Below are 14,878 nucleotides of genomic sequence, written 5' to 3'. Positions count from 1 at the left end.
AACGGAGAGCCACAATGACCCGCATGACCGCCAAGGATTTTGATCAAGAACTGCTCGATCTTTACGACTTCTATGCGCACGGCAAGATAACGAAACGCGAGTTCCTGGACCGGGCAGGCAAGTTTGCGGTTGGCGGGGTCACAGCTGCGGGCTTGCTGACGATGCTCAGCCCCGACTATGCGCTTGCTCAGCAAGTGTCGTTCAATGACCCTGATATTCATGCCGACTACATTATGTACCCGTCGCCCGAAGGCACCGGTGACGTGCGCGGTTATCTGGTGCGACCCGCGGCGGCGGATGGCCCGCTTCCCGCTGTGCTGGTCATTCACGAGAACCGTGGACTGAACCCGTATATCGAAGACGTGGCACGACGCTTGGCCAAGGCGGGCTACATGGCGCTTGCGCCGGATGGTTTAACGTCCGTGGGCGGCTATCCCGGCAACGACGCGGATGGGCGGGACTTACAAAGGACAGTGGACCGTGTCGCCCTGATGAACGACTTTTTCGCAGGTTTCGAACATCTGTTGCAGCGTGACGACAGCACGGGGCGCGTTGGCGCCGTTGGGTTCTGCTACGGCGGTGGCGTGGTGGGGGCCATTGCCGTGGCCTATCCCGAACTCGCGGCTGGCGTACCTTTCTATGGCCGCCAACCTGCGTCGGAAGATGTGCCCAAGATCAGTGCGCCGCTCTTGATCCACATGGGTGAACTTGACGAGCGTATTAACGCGGGCTGGCCCGACTTTGAAACCGCATTGCAAGCCAACGACAAGGTGTATGAGGCGCATATCTACGAGGGCGCCAACCACGGGTTTCACAACGACAGCACGCCGCGCTACGACGCGGAGATGGCACAATTGGCCTGGGACCGGACGCTGGCATGGTTCGAGACCCATCTGACCTGACCGACAAAGCCGAACCCTTGGCCAGACACCGATACTTGGCGATTGGCCACGAGGGCTGCGTTCGGCTGCAGCGTCTCAGGGCCGCGGGCTGGTTGGACCGTGCTGCACTGCTCTTGCCATGCGCGTGTTGGTAATCGAACGTGATCCGTCGGAAGCGCACCAGATTGTTCGGGCGCTCGAGGCGGAGAGTTTTACTGTAGATACGGCCTGCGACGGTGAGGACGGGTATCATTTGGGGTCGACCGAGGTCTATCGCGCGATTGTGCTGGACCCGAGCCTGCCGCGTCTTGATGGCGTGTCGATGCTGCGCAACTGGCGGCGCGAAGGAGTGGATACCCCAGTGCTGATCCTGAGCGAACGGGCCCGGTGGCAGGACCGTGTCGAAGGATTGAACGCCGGAAGCGATGATTACCTTGGCAAGCCATTTCGTATGGAGGAACTTGTTGCCCGCATCAACGCTTTGATCCGGCGCGCTAGTGGTAGCGGATCACCGACGACCCAGATCGGCGCCATCATGCATGATCCGCAAGCGCAGCGCGTCACCCGGAATGGCTGTGCTGTGCCGCTGACGACCCATGAATACAAGGTGTTCGCAACTCTGGCTCAAGCCCCCGACGTGGTGCACACGCGCCATGAACTGGAGGAGATCGTCTATGGCATTCACGACGAGCGGGACAGCAACACAATCGAAGTGTTCGTAGGACGTCTACGTCGCAAACTTGGTCCCGCCGCGATTGAGACAGTGCGCGGAAGTGGCTACCGCCTCGGAACAGGGTGACAGGGCGCGGTTGAGGGCCAGATGCGTCGCAGCTAGGCGAGCCCACGACATGATCAAGGCACCGTCCGGCGGGTTGACGCCAAACTGCATGGCTTGTCCCAGCGCCCAAAAGGGACCGGCCAGGGTGGCTGGCCGATCCTTGCACAGGCTCAGGCCACAAGTAGCAGGTTCGAGACATCGTCGGTCTCGATACCAAGCAGCGAAATCGCGTCCTCACCATAGGTCAGGATGGTGTCACCGCCGTTCGTCTCGGCAACGATGTCGCCCATTTCCACGTCACTAAATGACAGAAGGTCGACGCCGATCTCGAAGTCAGTAATCGTATCGGCCCCGTCACCGGATGCGAATTGAAAGGTATCTCCACCGCCTCCGCCGCTCAGCGTATCGTTGCCAGTCCCACCCGCGATGGTGTCCGCTCCGCCGCGACCGTTGATCAAATCTGTGCCTGCGGCACCTGTCAGCAGGTTTGCGACCCTGCTGCCCGCGATTTCATCATTGTTGTCGCTGCCCAGCACGTCGACAAAGTTCTTCAGCGTCAGCGTAAAGGCATCGCCGTCTGAAAAACCGCCGATGTCAGTGATGATATTGCCAACATAGCTGCCGCTCTCCAGATCAACATCAGTGGCCACCGCGCCCTGAACTGACGTCGAATCGACCACATTTCGCTCGTCTGGATCGCCAATGACGGTTTCGACCACTTCGATGAAACCCGCCTCTACATCAAATGTGCCAAGCGTGTCGGTTCCAAGGCCTTCTTTCACAAGACCACCCGCGGAACTGATGGTGATTGGCGTGTCGAGATCGGAGTAGTCGATGGTGTCGTCCCCATCACCACCGACATATGCGTCGTCGCCTGCGGATCCGATGAACCTGTCGTTTCCATCGCTGCCCGTGATGGAATTGTCGCCCTCTGTACCGATTACCTTTGTGCCGCCTTTGGCGTTGAACTTGACGTCTACCGTCTCATTGGCCCCGCCGTCGCTGTCCGCATCAATCTCGGCGGTGACTGTCCCGTCATCGTTGGGATCACTCAAGTCCAGATCGACATTGCTGATGCCCGCGATGTCTGGGAGATCAATAGTGTCCCTTTTTTGCCGGGCACCGTAACCACCGGACGGTTCTTGGCTGTTCCTTTGCATCTCAGGTCTCCTTCGCAGTTGATGAAAGGATCTGCCAGAAACCCGTGAGACACGTCTTTCATCGCGCGCTTTCCGGCGATCCCCCCGCTTGGTTGCGGGCGATCATTTTGTGGCAAATGCAAAATGAAGCCTGGCTGAGCGTCATGTTCATTTTGTGTTCAGGTCGGCGGGATCACGCACATCGCAAGTGTTTGGTGGTGCCAACATCGAACTTTTTAGCGCACGCAAAGATGGCGCAAAGATTTTAAAGCGGTCATGGCATCTACAGCGGAAGACGCGGCAATCCGACGTTGTCCAAAGTATTCCTACATGCATTGCAGTTCTGCAAAGGCAGCATCGGGTATCTGTAATGGATGGCTGTCACGGGCCAAGTGCGCCTAAAGTAGGTTGGGTACGTGTAGATGCTCTGCGGCCTCCGATGGCGGCTGCGAGCCCAGTTTTGCGTCCGCAGCGAACGGCGACAATGCGGGCTGCAACCGCAGCACTAAGACCGATGGTCGAGTGACCGCTCAGCGCCTTCTGTGAATACGGCCCACAATGGTGTTTTCATCTACTTTTTCAGCGATGCCTGCAGCCGTGTAACCGGCTGGCTCAGCTTGAAGGCACTGGTATCACCCTAGCCCGGAATAATGGGTTGTACCGGTTCGTCTTGCGCCTGCATCAAAGCTTCAAATTCCGGCAAACCCAGAGTGCCCAGCGTTTCGCCATCTGGCCCCAGAATTTCGTAGATCACGCCGTCGGTGCCTTTGTTGCTGAACCAGGCGATGCAGTCTGCGTCGCCGCCGCCTTCGGTATGTGGTGCGCCACCGGCAGATTTCTGAACAAAACTTGCCGTTGGGCGGACTTCGGTCAATTCACCTTCAGCATCGTAGAGACGCAACTCGCCCTGGATGATGAACGTGCTGTAATCTGCATGATGCTTATGCGGAACGACCTTTTCATTCGCGGCGAACTTCAGCAGCAGATCGACGACTTTTAGATCCCGATCTACGTTAAGAACGTGGTACCAAAGGTGCTCAATACCATCGAGCGTGTTCCACTTGATATTCGATTGATCGAACGCGGCAGCGACCTGCGTGGCCGCGTTGCTGGCGTTTGCTCCTAGGGCGACAGCCGCAACAGTTGTGCCGATCGTCGCCAAGCCCTCACGGCGTGTCATTTTGTTCATCATTTCCTCCTTTAGAAGACTTTTAGGGCTATCGTCGCTGTGGTGATTTCTATCCGCGCAGCCGCATGCCGGGCACCGGCCGCACGCGAGACAGACGGTCGTTTGACGACTTACCTGCGCCCGCTCAGAAGAGTTTTTTCTCGTATTTCCACTCGTCGGCGTCGGGCGTGACGCTATCGAGATCGAAGTCATTGTCGATCAAATGCTGCGCAGAATGATCTCCGAGTTCGGCCGCGCGCTCGATGATCCGGCGGCCAAGTTCCTCGTCGTAGGTGACACCACGACCGCGCAGAATATCCAAACCATAGTTGAATGCCCCGACCGAGCTGCCCGCTTCCATGGAGCGGCGGTCCCACTCCGCAGCGGCGGCGGCATCCTCGGGCCCGCCCAGACCATTGTCCTCCATCCAGGCCATCCAAGTCATTGCTGGTGCATTGCCGGCATCGGCCAGCGTGCCGAAGATCTCGCGTGCCGTATCATGGTTTCCGGCCTTCGCCTCAATGTAGCCGATGAAGCCCAACACCGGATGGATCTCCCCGTGCCGCATACGGTCGATATGGCTGCAGATTGTAAGCTCTTCGGGGTTGTGGGTACCGTAGGCGTCAGACTTGTGCTTGCCACATTGCCCGACACTTTGTGCAAGAGCAGGTGACGTAAGGACAGTGAGGAGTGCCATACTCGTGGCAATGAATGAATGTACACGCATCGGGATTTCGCCTCTCGTTCAAAGTTTCAGATCACGATACACTTGAACAATTCAGCCCGACCGGTGTGCGAACTTCCCGCAAAAACTCTGCAAAAAATATGCAAAAAGCTAATCCAGCAGGCGGTAGCCAACGCCGCGCACAGTCTCGATGACCGGCGACCGAGACTTGTCCGGGTCAAGCTTCTTCCGAAGGTTGATCATGTGCTGATCCAAGGCCCGCGAGTTGGGCATGAAATCGCGGCCCCATCCTGCGTCGTAGAGTTCATCCTTGGTAACGACTTCACCTTGCTTCATTTGCAGGAATTCAAGCAGACGAAAGTCGCGTGGTGTCAACGCAACTTCAAGCGTGCCACGGCGCGCACTGTGTTGTTTGGGCAGGAGGACTAGTTGATCGTGAGGTTGCGCGGCGGTCCCGCGACGCCAGAACAAGAAAAAACTCAGCAGCCCCATACCTGCCAATAGTCCCATTACACCCCAATTGACGCCGTCCAGAGATACATCAAGTGCGTTTTGCAACGCGCTGCGATCATAGATCAGACATATCCGAGGTGCGGGTTGGCAATAAAGAAGCTCGTTCCCGTCCCGATCATAGTTTGACCAACTGGCTGGAAAGTCTTCGGACGTGAGGTGTGTGAGCTCCTCTAGCTCCTGCAATGAGAGATCAAAACGTGTTGGCGCATAGGTGGCTGGTCCAGGATACAGAACCGACCCCGTTTTTGACCAGGCCACGGCTTTCAAAAGCGCAGGATCCTTGCTGAGTAAAAAGCCTACGCGATCTGGCCTGGTCTGAACGTCATGTATGGCGCGCGCGTCCGCGAAACTCTTCAAAGTTGCCAGCGTCCAGGGGGCACTATTCACCCATAGGTAGCCAGCCCCGAAAAGGCTTATGAACCCTATCAACAAAAGCCAAGGTCGTAACATGGCATTAGAATGCACGACCCCATGGTTTTTCATATGAGACATTCGTCAAGGATGACACGCTGCATCCTGAATTGAACGGCAAGTTTGCTCCGCGAATTGTGCTTTCGAATAGCGACTGACCGTGCAGGTGCGGCGAAAGTCCGCAAAGCGGGCTGCGAGCGCAGCGTCTTGACACCTTGGCCAACGACAGGAATGGGCCGACTGCCGAAGTTCACTCAGCACATCGACGCGCTCAAGCGCCCTTTTAAGCGCATGGTTCGAAACCCGCACATAGATTTCCGTCGTCTTCAGGTTTGCATGCCCTAGGAGTGCCTGGACCATGCGGATGTCGATACCCTCTTCGATCAGCAGCGTTGCGGCCGAGTGCCGGAACCTGTGGGGTCAGGTGGGGTTCGACGCCGAGGCGCTTAGATAGCTCCCGCAGCCGTTTTCGGAAGGTGGCGGCGCGGAGCCGACGTCCCACGGTGTTGAGGAACAGCGGCGCTGCAATAGAGCCGTTTTCGGAGCGCATCTGACAGTAGCGTTGAAACTCCTCCTGCAGCTGCCGGTTCGTTACGAAGACGATTCGCTCCTTGCTGCCCTTGCCGTTTACGAGGATCTGGCCGCCGTCCGGCGAGACATCGCGGACCTTCAGATTTGTGAGCTCGCTAATCCGCAGGCCTGTGACGATCAGCAGCTTGATGATCAGGGTCGTCACGTCGTTCTGCGAGGCCGACTTCGACCGCACAGCGACTGGACCTTCATCGGTTTGGAGAACCGCTCTCAGGGTATCTCGATCGATTGAACACGGCAGGCGGCGCGGAATCCTCACCGAGATATGGACATCGGCGAATGGGGAGGGCAGGGCGCTGTTTCGATCCTCGCGCCAAGCATAGTACGACTTGAGGGTCACAAGACGCCGCTCGATGGTTGCGGGTTTATAGGGAAAGATCCGCCCGTTGGTGTGACCCAGATGCCTGGCCTGTTCTGTGACCAGCGCCCAGGCGTCGAATCCGGTGGCGGCGAAGAGCGGGATCCGCTGGTCGTTGCCGGTCTTGTTGCGTGGGTCCTTGCGGTCGCGGATCAGGAGCATGCGGCCATCGACATCGAGATCGCTCCATTCGACCCGGCAGATCTCGTCAAGCCGCATGGCCGTGGCCACCGCAAACCTCACGATCCGCGTCATCGGTGTCGTCAGGCGTTTGTTGTCATTGAAGTAGCGGAACAAGCGGTTCAACTCGTCCGTGCTGGGGCGTCGATCCCGCTCTGTACCCTTGCCGATGAGGCCAAGCCGTTTCAGTGCGACACGCGCCAGATCGACGGGCTCTAGGGAGATGTCGAGGCCGTGTACAGCCGCCGCATGGGTAATGATCATCTTGACTACGCCGATGTCGATCCCGAGCGTCACCGGACCCGCACCTTGCTCCGCGCGCATCTTGCCGTAGTCGATCAGCTTCTGCCGGTCGAGGTGGCCGATCTTCTCCTTCCCGAGATCGCGCTTGAGCGTCGTGAGCGTGGCGGCCTTGCTGCGACGCGGCGGTTTCCCTACCTCGCACATATCGGTTATATGAAGGTCGATGAGGTCGCCAAAGGTCTGGAGGCCGGAAACGGACGACTTGTTCGGCGCCAGCCCCTGATCGACCCGGGTCTCCGCCTGGCGGGCCCAGCGATGTGCGTCGTCGCGGCGAAGGAAAGTCTCGCTCGCGTAGCGGCCCTTTCGTCTGATCTGGACCCGGTAGGCGCCAGAGGGAAGCTTGGTAATGGAGGCCATTTTCGTGTGCGCTGTGTGTGCAATGAGTCGTCGTAAAGGGGCAAATTCGGGGATATTGGGGCGTATTCCAGCGTAGCAGCATCCGCCGCCAACAGTTTGAAGATACACAAAAAATGCAAATAAATCAACATTCTAGGCTGTCTATTGCCCCGATGATGGATTGGACGGATCGCCATTGCCGTTATCTGCACCGGCTGCTTTGTCCTCAGGCCCTTCTCTATACAGAGATGGTGACAGCGCCCGCGCTCGTGCGGGGAGGGGCGTTGCATCTGCTTGACCACAACCCCGAGGAACATCCGATCGCCCTTCAGCTTGGGGGGTCCGATCCTCGGGAACTGGCGCGGGCCGCACGTCTTGGGGCAGAGGCGGGATATGATGAAATCAACCTCAATGTCGGCTGTCCGTCCGACAGGGTGCAATCGGGCACGTTCGGCGCGGTGTTGATGAAGTCACCCGATCTGGTCGCCGAATGCGTCGATGCGATGCGTGCGGCTGTCCGCGTTGACGTCACCGTCAAATGTCGCATCGGCGTTGACGATCAGGCCCCCGAAGAGATGCTGCCTGACTTTCTGTCAAAGATACGTGCGGCCGGATGTGAACGTGTGATCGTTCATGCCCGCAAGGCCTGGCTTCAAGGCCTCAGCCCCAAGGAAAACCGGGACATCCCGCCTCTCGACTACCCGCTGGTTCAGCAGATGAAGGTTTCGTTTCCCGATCTCCATCTTTCGATCAACGGCGGGATCACCTCGCTGGATCAGGCGCGCGCGTTTCTCGATGCGGGTCTCGACGGTGTGATGATCGGGCGTGCGGCCTATCATCAGCCTTCGGACATTCTCTGCGCCGCCGGGCCGGTGATCTTCGGGCAGGGCACCGCGACCGATCCGGTCTCGGTTGTGCACCGCATGCTGCCCTATATCGAGGGGCATCTCAGCGCCGGGGGTCGGCTCCATCAAATCACGCGCCACATGCTCGGTCTTTTTGCCGGACGACCCGGTGCGCGGGCCTGGCGGCGGGCGCTGTCCGAAGGGGCCACGCGCGACGGTGCGGGTCCGGCGCTGGTTCTGGATGCCTTGTCCCACGTCACCGAACCGGACCTGCCGCGTGCCCAGGGCTGGGGCTGACCTCCGGAAGGACGTGCTGTCATGACCGACTGGAGCACGCTCTGGCCTCTCCTGATGCTTTTGCTCGTGATCGGCGCGATTGCCGGGATCCTCGCGGGTTTGCTGGGGGTTGGCGGGGGCATCGTCCTGGTGGCGGCGTTTTTCTACACATTCCAGTCGCTTGGCTATGACAGTCCGCAGTTGATGCAGCTTTGCCTCGCAACATCTCTTGCGACGATCATCGTCACCTCCCTGCGCTCGGTCGAGCGGCATCATCGGACGGGCGCCGTCGATTGGACGATCCTGCGCGGCTGGGCGCCCGGCATCGCTCTGGGCGCTGTTCTGCGCGTTCTCGTGGCCGCCTCTCTGCGCTCTGCCACACTGCAACTCCTCTTCGGGACATTGGCCGTTCTGGTCGGTCTTTACATGGCATTTGGACGGCCGGAATGGCGGTTGGGCGAGCAAATGCCTGGCGGCAAAGTTCGCGCGCTCCTTTCGCCGCTGGTTGGGTTCTTGTCCGTTCTGATGGGGATCGGAGGGGGCAGTTTCGGCGTTCCCCTGATGACACTCTATGGCCGTCCCATCCATCAGGCCGTGGCAACGGCGGCCGGCTTCGGCGTGCTGATCGCGGTTCCGTCGGTGATCGCCTTTGCCTTCGTTACCCTTCCTGCCGAAGCGCGACCGCCGTTCACGCTGGGCGCCATCAACCTGCCTGCCTTCGCAATCGTGATCGCGATGACCCTTCTCACCACACCCCTCGGCGTGCGGCTCGCCCACCGGCTCGATCCTAAACCCCTGCGCCGGGTATTTGCCCTGTTCTTGATCCTCGTCGCGCTCAACATGTTGCGCAAGGCGCTCGGATGGTAAGCGCCTTTGACCGGGCCGGCTGGCGGCTTTTCCCGCCCGAACCGTCGGTCGCGGCCTGGGCTGCGTCTGCCCGACAGGCAGCCCAGTACGCGCTTGCCGATCCTGCCAATGCGCATTGGTATCAATGCGAAGGCACGTGGTTCGTGGGGGTCGATGCCCTTCCAAGCCAACCGTCCGGCGCGATCTCCGGCACGCCGCTGGAAGGGGCGGTGGTCCGCTTTATTCAGCGTCACCTGGGCACGCTTCCGCCGCTTCATCCCGCGCAGCTTTCCGTGATCTGGCCGGATTATCCCAGGCCACGACAGGGTGAGAGCGCGGGCGCGTTCCGCTATCGCCAGAAGCGGGAGGCGGCGCATGTCGACGGATTGCTGCCGTCTGGTCCGGACAGACGACGTCGCATCGCCGAGCCTCATGCCTGGATCCTGGGTCTGCCGCTCAATACGACCGATCCCGACGCCGCTCCGCTGGTCCTTTGGGAAGGCAGCCACCGGGTCATCGCTGCCGCACTGACACAGGCCCTTGAGCCTTATCCTCCCGCGTCGTGGGGCGACGTCGACATCACCGATGCCTATCAGACCGCCCGCCAAAAGGTGTTTGAAACCTGCCCGCGGATCCGTGTTCATGCGGCGCCGGGTGCGGCTTATCTTCTGCACCCGCTTGTGTTGCATGGTGTATCTGCCTGGGACGCCCCGGAAGACCCTTCCGGTCGAATGATCGCCTATTTTCGACCTCAGATCGCAGGCGGGGTTGCGGCCTGGCTTACCGTTTGAGGCGTGCGGCGCGCCCGCCGCGTCTTTTGGCCAGTTTGGGCGCGCGGGCCGGCAATTCATCCATGACCGCCTGACGCTCTTCCGCGCTCATCCGGCCCCACATTGCAATCTCGTTCACCGTGCGGAAACAGCCGGTGCAGATGCGTTCCTGGGGATGGACGACGCAGATGCGCACGCAGGGTGATTGCACCTCGTCTCTCCGCCAGACCTGATCGTTCATCTGCCCATCTCCGCTTCTACATGCCGCATCCGGTCCAATGCCCCTTGCAAGATATAACCGGCGGCCACGTGATCAATGACCTCCGCCCGTCGTTTGCGTGTTGTGTCTGCTTCCAGCAAAGCCTTCTCGGCGGCGACCGTGCTCAGCCGCTCGTCCCAAAAGGCGATCGGCAGATCCGTCAGACGCGTCAGGTTGCGCGCGAAGGCCCGGGTCGACTGGCATCTGGGCCCCTCGGTGCCGTCCATGTTCCGGGGCAGCCCCAAAACCAGCCCTCCGATTTCGCGTGCGGTCAGAATGTCTATCAGACGCGCCGCGTCGATGCCGAATTTCTTGCGTCTGATGGTTTCAAGTGGTGTCGCAGCCGCGCGCAGACGATCCGAAACCGCGACGCCGATGGTTTTCTCCCCAAGATCAAGGCCCGCAACCGCCGTCATCTTTGGAAGATTGGTCGCAAAGTCTTCGAACTTTTCGTGGATCACGGGATCAATCCGGCTTGCCGTGCGCCGTCGCGGATCACCCCGATGGCCGTCGGCTCTCCGTCAAAGACCTCAAGGGCGTTGTTATAGATGGCGATGGCATCCGCCTCGCGTCCCAAAACACCCAAGGACCCGATCAGCCTTGCCCAGTCCTCCGGAGGGCCGCCTTCCGTTGCAAGCCGGTCGCTCAGTCCTGCAACCATGCCTTCGATCATGGCCATCCGGTCTTCATCGCTCATTTGTTCGGCGGCCTCGACATCCTCCTGGCTTGGCCCCGGCGCGGCGGGCGTTGCTTGCGGCAGGGAAAAGTTCGTCACGCCCGCCCGGGCGGCCATCTCTTCGATCTGCAGCCGGATCGGCTCGATCCATGGAGCGTCACCCGGCCCTTCGACCAGCAATTGCCGCCAGATGCCAAAGGCCTGATCCGGCCTGCCAATCTGCCCCATCATCAGCCCGGTGTAATACCGTGCAGGTCCGTTTTCCGGATCAAGCTCCAGCGCGCGGGCTAGGGCCGTTTCCGCCTCGGGTGAGACATAGCCGCCAGCGGCAAGGATCATCATATCAGCGTAGTCGGTGTAATCACGTGCCTCAACCGCGTCGCCTTTCAGCCGCAAAACCTGTGATTGGGCTTCATAGGCCGCACGGAAATTACCGCTGCGGGCTTCGTTCTGGGCCAGCAGGATCTGACCCTGCAGATCGTCCGGACGTCCCGCGACTGTGTCCCTCAGACGCTCCATAAGTGCCACGAAATCCGGGCTGAGCTGTTCCAGGGACGGTTGTGGCGGCAGGCTGTCTTCGGCGGCTTGCTGGCTGGGTCGCTCCGACCGGGCGATTTCAGCCATTTCAAGCCGGTCCGCCAGGGCTAGATCGCCATAGCCCGGCGCGCCGATCTCGAGGTAGAGCAGGGCGCTTCCGATCACCAGAACGACCGCGCTCACCGCGGCCATCACCAGGCCTGGCAGCCTGGGCTGGCCCTGTCCTTCGGTCTCTGCCTGTACCTGCGCGTCTGCCGCGAGGATGCGTCGGGACACTTCGGCGCGGATCCGTTCGGCGTCTCCGGCATTGATCAGACCTCGGGCCAGGTCGCGGTCAATCTCTTTCAACTGGTCGCGGTACACCTGCAAATCGTAGGCGGCGGCCGGCTCGGCGCCACTTCGGGCGCGCACAAGCGCAAGCGCCAAAAGGGCCGCGACCAGAAAGGCGAGGCCCAATGTCAGTATCCAAAAGGTGGTGAGGTCAGCCATGACCCTCATCTATAGGCGCCAAGCCCCCGAAAAAAGACCAAAAGGTCGCGGACGCGCACCATGTCGCAACTGCGCCGCATTGCGACGGTTCACGGCGCGGGGCAGGCTTCCAGTCAGGTCATATCATCTCAGGCCTGACGGGACGGGATTCGCCAGATATGAAACGCTATTCAGCTTTTGCCATCGCACGGGAGGCCGCCCGCTTTCATTCCGGCTGGGACCGCGCCTGGCGGGCCCCTGAGCCGAAGAAGAAATACGATGTGATCATCGTTGGTGCGGGCGGACATGGCCTTGCCACCGCGTATTATCTCGGCAAACGCTTCGGTATAAAGAACGTGGCCGTGCTGGAAAAAGGCTGGCTGGGCGGCGGCAATACCGGCCGCAACACCACGATCATTCGCTCGAATTATCTTCAGGACCCTTCGGCCGCGATCTATGAGAAATCCCGCGCGCTTTACGAGGAGCTGAGCCAGGACCTCAACTATAACATCATGTTCAGCCCGCGTGGGGTGATGATGCTCGCCCAAACCCATCACGAGGTTCGGGGCTATCTTCGGACCGCGCATGCCAACGCCCTGCAGGGAGTGGAGACTGAATTCATTTCTCCCATACGCGTCAAGGATCTTTGCCCCATCATCGACATCAATGGCCCTCGCTATCCCGTTCTCGGCGCGCTTTGGCAGCCGCGCGGCGGCACAGCGCGTCACGATGCCGTGGCCTGGGGCTATGCGCGGGCCTGCTCGGATATGGGCATGGACATCATCCAGAAATGCGAGGTTACCGCCGTCCGCCGGGACGGGGGCCGCGTCGTGGGCGTGACCACCACGAAAGGAGAGATCGACTGCGACAAGCTCGGCATCGTGGTGGCCGGACATTCCGGTGTGATGGCCGAGATGGCGGGCTTTCGGTTGCCCATCGAAAGCGTGGCGCTTCAGGCGCTCGTGTCAGAGCCGATCAAGCCTTGCATGGATGTCGTGGTGATGGCCAACACCGTTCACGGCTACATGAGCCAATCCGACAAGGGCGAGATGGTGATCGGCGGCGGCGCGGACGGGTACAACAATTACACCCAACGCGGCAGCTTTCATCATATCGAGGAAACGGTGCGGGCCCTGATCGAGACCTTCCCGATGATCTCGCGGCTCAAGATGCTGCGCCAATGGGGCGGGATCGTGGACATGACCGGCGACCGCTCTCCGATTCTGTCGAAAACGCCGGTCGAAGGGGTGTTTATCAATTGCGGCTGGGGAACGGGCGGGTTCAAGGCGATCCCCGGCTCCGGCTGGGGCTTCGCAGAACTGATGGCAAAAGGCGCCTCCCCGCTCTGTGACGCCTTCTCGCTCGATCGGTTCAAGGAAGGCCGGTTCATCGACGAAAGCGTCGCCGCCGGGGTTGCTCATTGATGCCGTTCGATCTCTGGCGCCGTTTTCCGTCCCGGAAAACGATCCGGAAAATGTCACATTTTCCGGCTTCGGGGGGAAACCGTTTCATCTTCGAACCCGTCGGATTGCGTACGCAATCCGGGCCGTTGCGCTCTAATGCATATGTGGTTCGTTCATTCCGCCATGGGCTCCTTCATGAGGGGCGGGGCGTTGGGCCGAACCGCGTATCGGAACCCGTCGCAGGTCGTGCTTCAGCACCGTTTGCCTGGTTCACGCCTCATAGATTGCAAGACCAAATCCCGCAGCCAAGAAAAACCCAAAGATCATCAAGATCATCCACATATACGTCATATGGGATCCCGGTAAGGTGGCCTCAACCCCGCAATCCTCACGTCTCTCGGAACTTCATCCGGTCTGCCGCAGTTTCATCCCTGTCTGATAACAGCAAGGAGATCTCGACATGGCAGACCAGACCAACACCGGCAGCAGCTCCTCGAACAGCGCTCTCGCCTTCATCGTTGGCGGGCTCGTTGTCGCTCTGGCCGTTCTGGCTTGGGTCGTGTTCAGCGGCGGAATGCCTTCGTCCGATGACGCGGATATCCGTATCGAAGTACCCGGCATCGGCGCCGTCGAAGGCCAGGCCACATCCGACAGCTGATACGCAATCTATTATGGTCACGGTTCGGATCGGCACTTCATGTGCCGGCCCTGACCTCTCTAGTATAAGCCTGGACCGGCAGTTTTCCGCCTCAGCCGCGTTCCGCGCATCCACCCGGCTCAACAGATTTGTGGCGGGGTTCAGCCACACCGACCTATGCATTCCGGCCAAAGATGGCCGAACAATGCATCATTTCGGCGCCTCTATTGCCCCAAATGCCACACTCCCCATGTTGGAAGCCTTCATAACGGAGGAACCATCATGGACGACTATTCAACCGCACATGTCCGGGACATCCAGACCGGTGGCTCGACCGGCGGTCTTCTCGTGGCCATTGTCGCCGTCCTCGTACTTCTGGGCGGCATCATTGCCATGGGCATCCTCAGCGGCGATGACGGCACGACGGCGCCCGCTGCGGATGCGCCCGCGGCCACAGCGCCTGCAACCGATCCGGCGCCTGTCGTCACCGAATAAGACCACTCACACCGTTCATCTGCGGCACGGGCGTGGCAGCGCGCCCGTGCTACTTTTTCTTTTCGGGGGCCGGGTTTTTACCCGTGACCGCCTCGCTCCCGAAAAACAGGATGTCGGAGATATCCACCTCGCGTCCCTCCGCCCTGCGTTTGGCCACCGCGCGCCGCTCCAGCAAGAACATCACCAGAGCACCCGCGCACAACGCGCCAAATACCAGCACTGCAATCATCTGATCGCTCATCGCACTTCTCTCCTGTCAACTTCGATTGACAGCCTAGCGCGAATCCGCACCACCCGCCAAGTCTTCTCCGGCCTTGGCGCTC

The 14,878-nt window shown here is 60.3% G+C and carries 16 protein-coding genes and 1 pseudogene; 8 read left to right on the top strand and 9 right to left on the bottom strand.

Translation table 11 applies throughout. From position 1 onward, the window contains the following. Positions 1 to 14 precede the first annotated feature (14 nt). Positions 15 to 902, top strand: coding sequence for a YghX family hydrolase (yghX, locus tag CFI11_RS18885; protein WP_130408746.1), 888 nt, complete (start codon positions 15 to 17; stop codon positions 900 to 902). A 118-nt stretch (positions 903 to 1,020) separates the two neighbouring features. Further along, on the top strand, positions 1,021 to 1,680 hold the full coding sequence (locus CFI11_RS18880) for a response regulator transcription factor (RefSeq protein WP_130408744.1): 660 nt from the start codon (positions 1,021 to 1,023) through the stop codon (positions 1,678 to 1,680). Between the two features lie 149 nt (positions 1,681 to 1,829). Here the strand turns inward: CFI11_RS18880 and CFI11_RS24385 are convergent, their stop codons facing one another. The 5 genes and pseudogenes from CFI11_RS24385 to CFI11_RS24860 all read right to left on the bottom strand — a co-directional run bounded on the left by CFI11_RS24385 (position 1,830) and on the right by CFI11_RS24860 (position 6,968). After that, positions 1,830 to 2,819: a calcium-binding protein gene (locus CFI11_RS24385; RefSeq protein WP_165390309.1), complete on the bottom strand. Its 990-nt coding sequence runs from the start codon at positions 2,817 to 2,819 to the stop codon at positions 1,830 to 1,832. A 616-nt stretch (positions 2,820 to 3,435) separates the two neighbouring features. Then, positions 3,436 to 3,987, bottom strand: coding sequence for a DUF4437 domain-containing protein (locus tag CFI11_RS18870; protein WP_217358719.1), 552 nt, complete (start codon positions 3,985 to 3,987; stop codon positions 3,436 to 3,438). 124 nt (positions 3,988 to 4,111) lie between these two features. Further along, complete coding sequence (locus CFI11_RS18865) at positions 4,112 to 4,663, bottom strand: tetratricopeptide repeat protein (protein ID WP_254448958.1); 552 nt, start codon at positions 4,661 to 4,663, stop codon at positions 4,112 to 4,114. Between the two features lie 138 nt (positions 4,664 to 4,801). Beyond that, positions 4,802 to 5,647 (bottom strand): winged helix-turn-helix domain-containing protein, encoded by an 846-nt coding sequence (locus CFI11_RS18860; protein ID WP_165390308.1) that lies wholly within the window; start codon positions 5,645 to 5,647, stop codon positions 4,802 to 4,804. Between the two features lie 12 nt (positions 5,648 to 5,659). Next, positions 5,660 to 6,968 (bottom strand): annotated as a pseudogene (locus tag CFI11_RS24860) (tyrosine-type recombinase/integrase). A gap of 509 nt (positions 6,969 to 7,477) precedes the next feature. Here CFI11_RS24860 and dusA point away from each other — a divergent pair. The 3 genes from dusA to CFI11_RS18840 are packed head-to-tail and all read left to right on the top strand — an operon-like array spanning position 7,478 to position 10,101. Beyond that, positions 7,478 to 8,485, top strand: a complete 1,008-nt coding sequence (gene dusA, locus CFI11_RS18850) for a tRNA dihydrouridine(20/20a) synthase DusA (RefSeq protein WP_130408736.1) — start codon at positions 7,478 to 7,480, stop codon at positions 8,483 to 8,485. A 21-nt stretch (positions 8,486 to 8,506) separates the two neighbouring features. Then, positions 8,507 to 9,331, top strand: coding sequence for a sulfite exporter TauE/SafE family protein (locus tag CFI11_RS18845; RefSeq protein WP_130408733.1), 825 nt, complete (start codon positions 8,507 to 8,509; stop codon positions 9,329 to 9,331). Continuing rightward, a complete protein-coding gene (locus tag CFI11_RS18840; protein WP_130408731.1) occupies positions 9,325 to 10,101 on the top strand; it encodes a hypothetical protein in 777 nt (258 codons plus the stop codon). Before CFI11_RS18845 ends, CFI11_RS18840 begins: the two co-directional genes overlap by 7 nt. Here the strand turns inward: CFI11_RS18840 and CFI11_RS18835 are convergent. Genes CFI11_RS18835 through ccmI form a run of 3 tightly spaced genes read right to left on the bottom strand, consistent with a single transcriptional unit; the run spans position 10,091 to position 12,041 of the window. Further along, positions 10,091 to 10,321, bottom strand: coding sequence for a DUF1289 domain-containing protein (locus CFI11_RS18835; RefSeq protein WP_130408729.1), 231 nt, complete (start codon positions 10,319 to 10,321; stop codon positions 10,091 to 10,093). The two genes, CFI11_RS18840 and CFI11_RS18835, sit on opposite strands and share 11 nt — an antisense overlap. Further along, positions 10,318 to 10,800: a Holliday junction resolvase RuvX gene (gene ruvX / locus CFI11_RS18830; protein ID WP_130408727.1), complete on the bottom strand. Its 483-nt coding sequence runs from the start codon at positions 10,798 to 10,800 to the stop codon at positions 10,318 to 10,320. The genes CFI11_RS18835 and ruvX overlap by 4 nt, the downstream gene beginning before the upstream one ends. Next, positions 10,797 to 12,041, bottom strand: coding sequence for a c-type cytochrome biogenesis protein CcmI (ccmI, locus tag CFI11_RS18825; protein ID WP_130408725.1), 1,245 nt, complete (start codon positions 12,039 to 12,041; stop codon positions 10,797 to 10,799). Before ccmI ends, ruvX begins: the two co-directional genes overlap by 4 nt. A 158-nt stretch (positions 12,042 to 12,199) precedes the next feature. Between ccmI and CFI11_RS18820 the strand changes: the two genes are divergently transcribed. The 3 genes from CFI11_RS18820 (at position 12,200) to CFI11_RS18810 (ending at position 14,555) form a co-directional block, all read left to right on the top strand. Next, positions 12,200 to 13,444: a sarcosine oxidase subunit beta family protein gene (locus tag CFI11_RS18820; RefSeq protein WP_130408723.1), complete on the top strand. Its 1,245-nt coding sequence runs from the start codon at positions 12,200 to 12,202 to the stop codon at positions 13,442 to 13,444. A 439-nt stretch (positions 13,445 to 13,883) separates the two neighbouring features. Next, entirely contained in the window at positions 13,884 to 14,081 is a 198-nt protein-coding gene (locus CFI11_RS18815) for a hypothetical protein (RefSeq protein ID WP_130408721.1), read from the top strand. Positions 14,082 to 14,342: 261 nt separating this feature from the next. Further along, complete coding sequence (locus CFI11_RS18810; RefSeq protein WP_130408719.1) at positions 14,343 to 14,555, top strand: hypothetical protein; 213 nt, start codon at positions 14,343 to 14,345, stop codon at positions 14,553 to 14,555. 49 nt (positions 14,556 to 14,604) lie between these two features. Here CFI11_RS18810 and CFI11_RS18805 read toward each other — a convergent pair whose 3' ends face one another. Beyond that, positions 14,605 to 14,796 carry a hypothetical protein gene (locus CFI11_RS18805; RefSeq protein WP_130408717.1) on the bottom strand — a complete coding sequence of 64 codons (192 nt, stop codon included), beginning with the start codon at positions 14,794 to 14,796 and terminating at the stop codon, positions 14,605 to 14,607. Between the last annotated feature and the right edge of the window lie 82 nt (positions 14,797 to 14,878).

It is taken from the genome of Thalassococcus sp. S3 (assembly GCF_004216475.1).
Classification (GTDB): domain Bacteria; phylum Pseudomonadota; class Alphaproteobacteria; order Rhodobacterales; family Rhodobacteraceae.
This window is presented reverse-complemented; position numbering and strand designations above follow the sequence as displayed.

Excerpts from the sequence above, each read along its gene's own strand:
- yghX (WP_130408746.1), top strand. The coding sequence starts at position 15 with ATGACCCGCATGACCGCCAAGGATTTTGATCAAGAACTGCTCGATCTT.
- CFI11_RS18880 (WP_130408744.1), top strand. The coding sequence starts at position 1,021 with ATGCGCGTGTTGGTAATCGAACGTGATCCGTCGGAAGCGCACCAGATT.
- CFI11_RS24385 (WP_165390309.1), bottom strand. The coding sequence starts at position 2,819 with ATGCAAAGGAACAGCCAAGAACCGTCCGGTGGTTACGGTGCCCGGCAA.
- CFI11_RS18870 (WP_217358719.1), bottom strand. The coding sequence starts at position 3,987 with ATGAACAAAATGACACGCCGTGAGGGCTTGGCGACGATCGGCACAACT.
- CFI11_RS18865 (WP_254448958.1), bottom strand. The coding sequence starts at position 4,663 with ATGGCACTCCTCACTGTCCTTACGTCACCTGCTCTTGCACAAAGTGTC.
- CFI11_RS18860 (WP_165390308.1), bottom strand. The coding sequence starts at position 5,647 with ATGAAAAACCATGGGGTCGTGCATTCTAATGCCATGTTACGACCTTGG.
- dusA (WP_130408736.1), top strand. The coding sequence starts at position 7,478 with ATGCAAATAAATCAACATTCTAGGCTGTCTATTGCCCCGATGATGGAT.
- CFI11_RS18845 (WP_130408733.1), top strand. The coding sequence starts at position 8,507 with ATGACCGACTGGAGCACGCTCTGGCCTCTCCTGATGCTTTTGCTCGTG.
- CFI11_RS18840 (WP_130408731.1), top strand. The coding sequence starts at position 9,325 with ATGGTAAGCGCCTTTGACCGGGCCGGCTGGCGGCTTTTCCCGCCCGAA.
- CFI11_RS18835 (WP_130408729.1), bottom strand. The coding sequence starts at position 10,321 with ATGAACGATCAGGTCTGGCGGAGAGACGAGGTGCAATCACCCTGCGTG.
- ccmI (WP_130408725.1), bottom strand. The coding sequence starts at position 12,041 with ATGGCTGACCTCACCACCTTTTGGATACTGACATTGGGCCTCGCCTTT.
- CFI11_RS18820 (WP_130408723.1), top strand. The coding sequence starts at position 12,200 with ATGAAACGCTATTCAGCTTTTGCCATCGCACGGGAGGCCGCCCGCTTT.
- CFI11_RS18815 (WP_130408721.1), top strand. The coding sequence starts at position 13,884 with ATGGCAGACCAGACCAACACCGGCAGCAGCTCCTCGAACAGCGCTCTC.
- CFI11_RS18810 (WP_130408719.1), top strand. The coding sequence starts at position 14,343 with ATGGACGACTATTCAACCGCACATGTCCGGGACATCCAGACCGGTGGC.
- CFI11_RS18805 (WP_130408717.1), bottom strand. The coding sequence starts at position 14,796 with ATGAGCGATCAGATGATTGCAGTGCTGGTATTTGGCGCGTTGTGCGCG.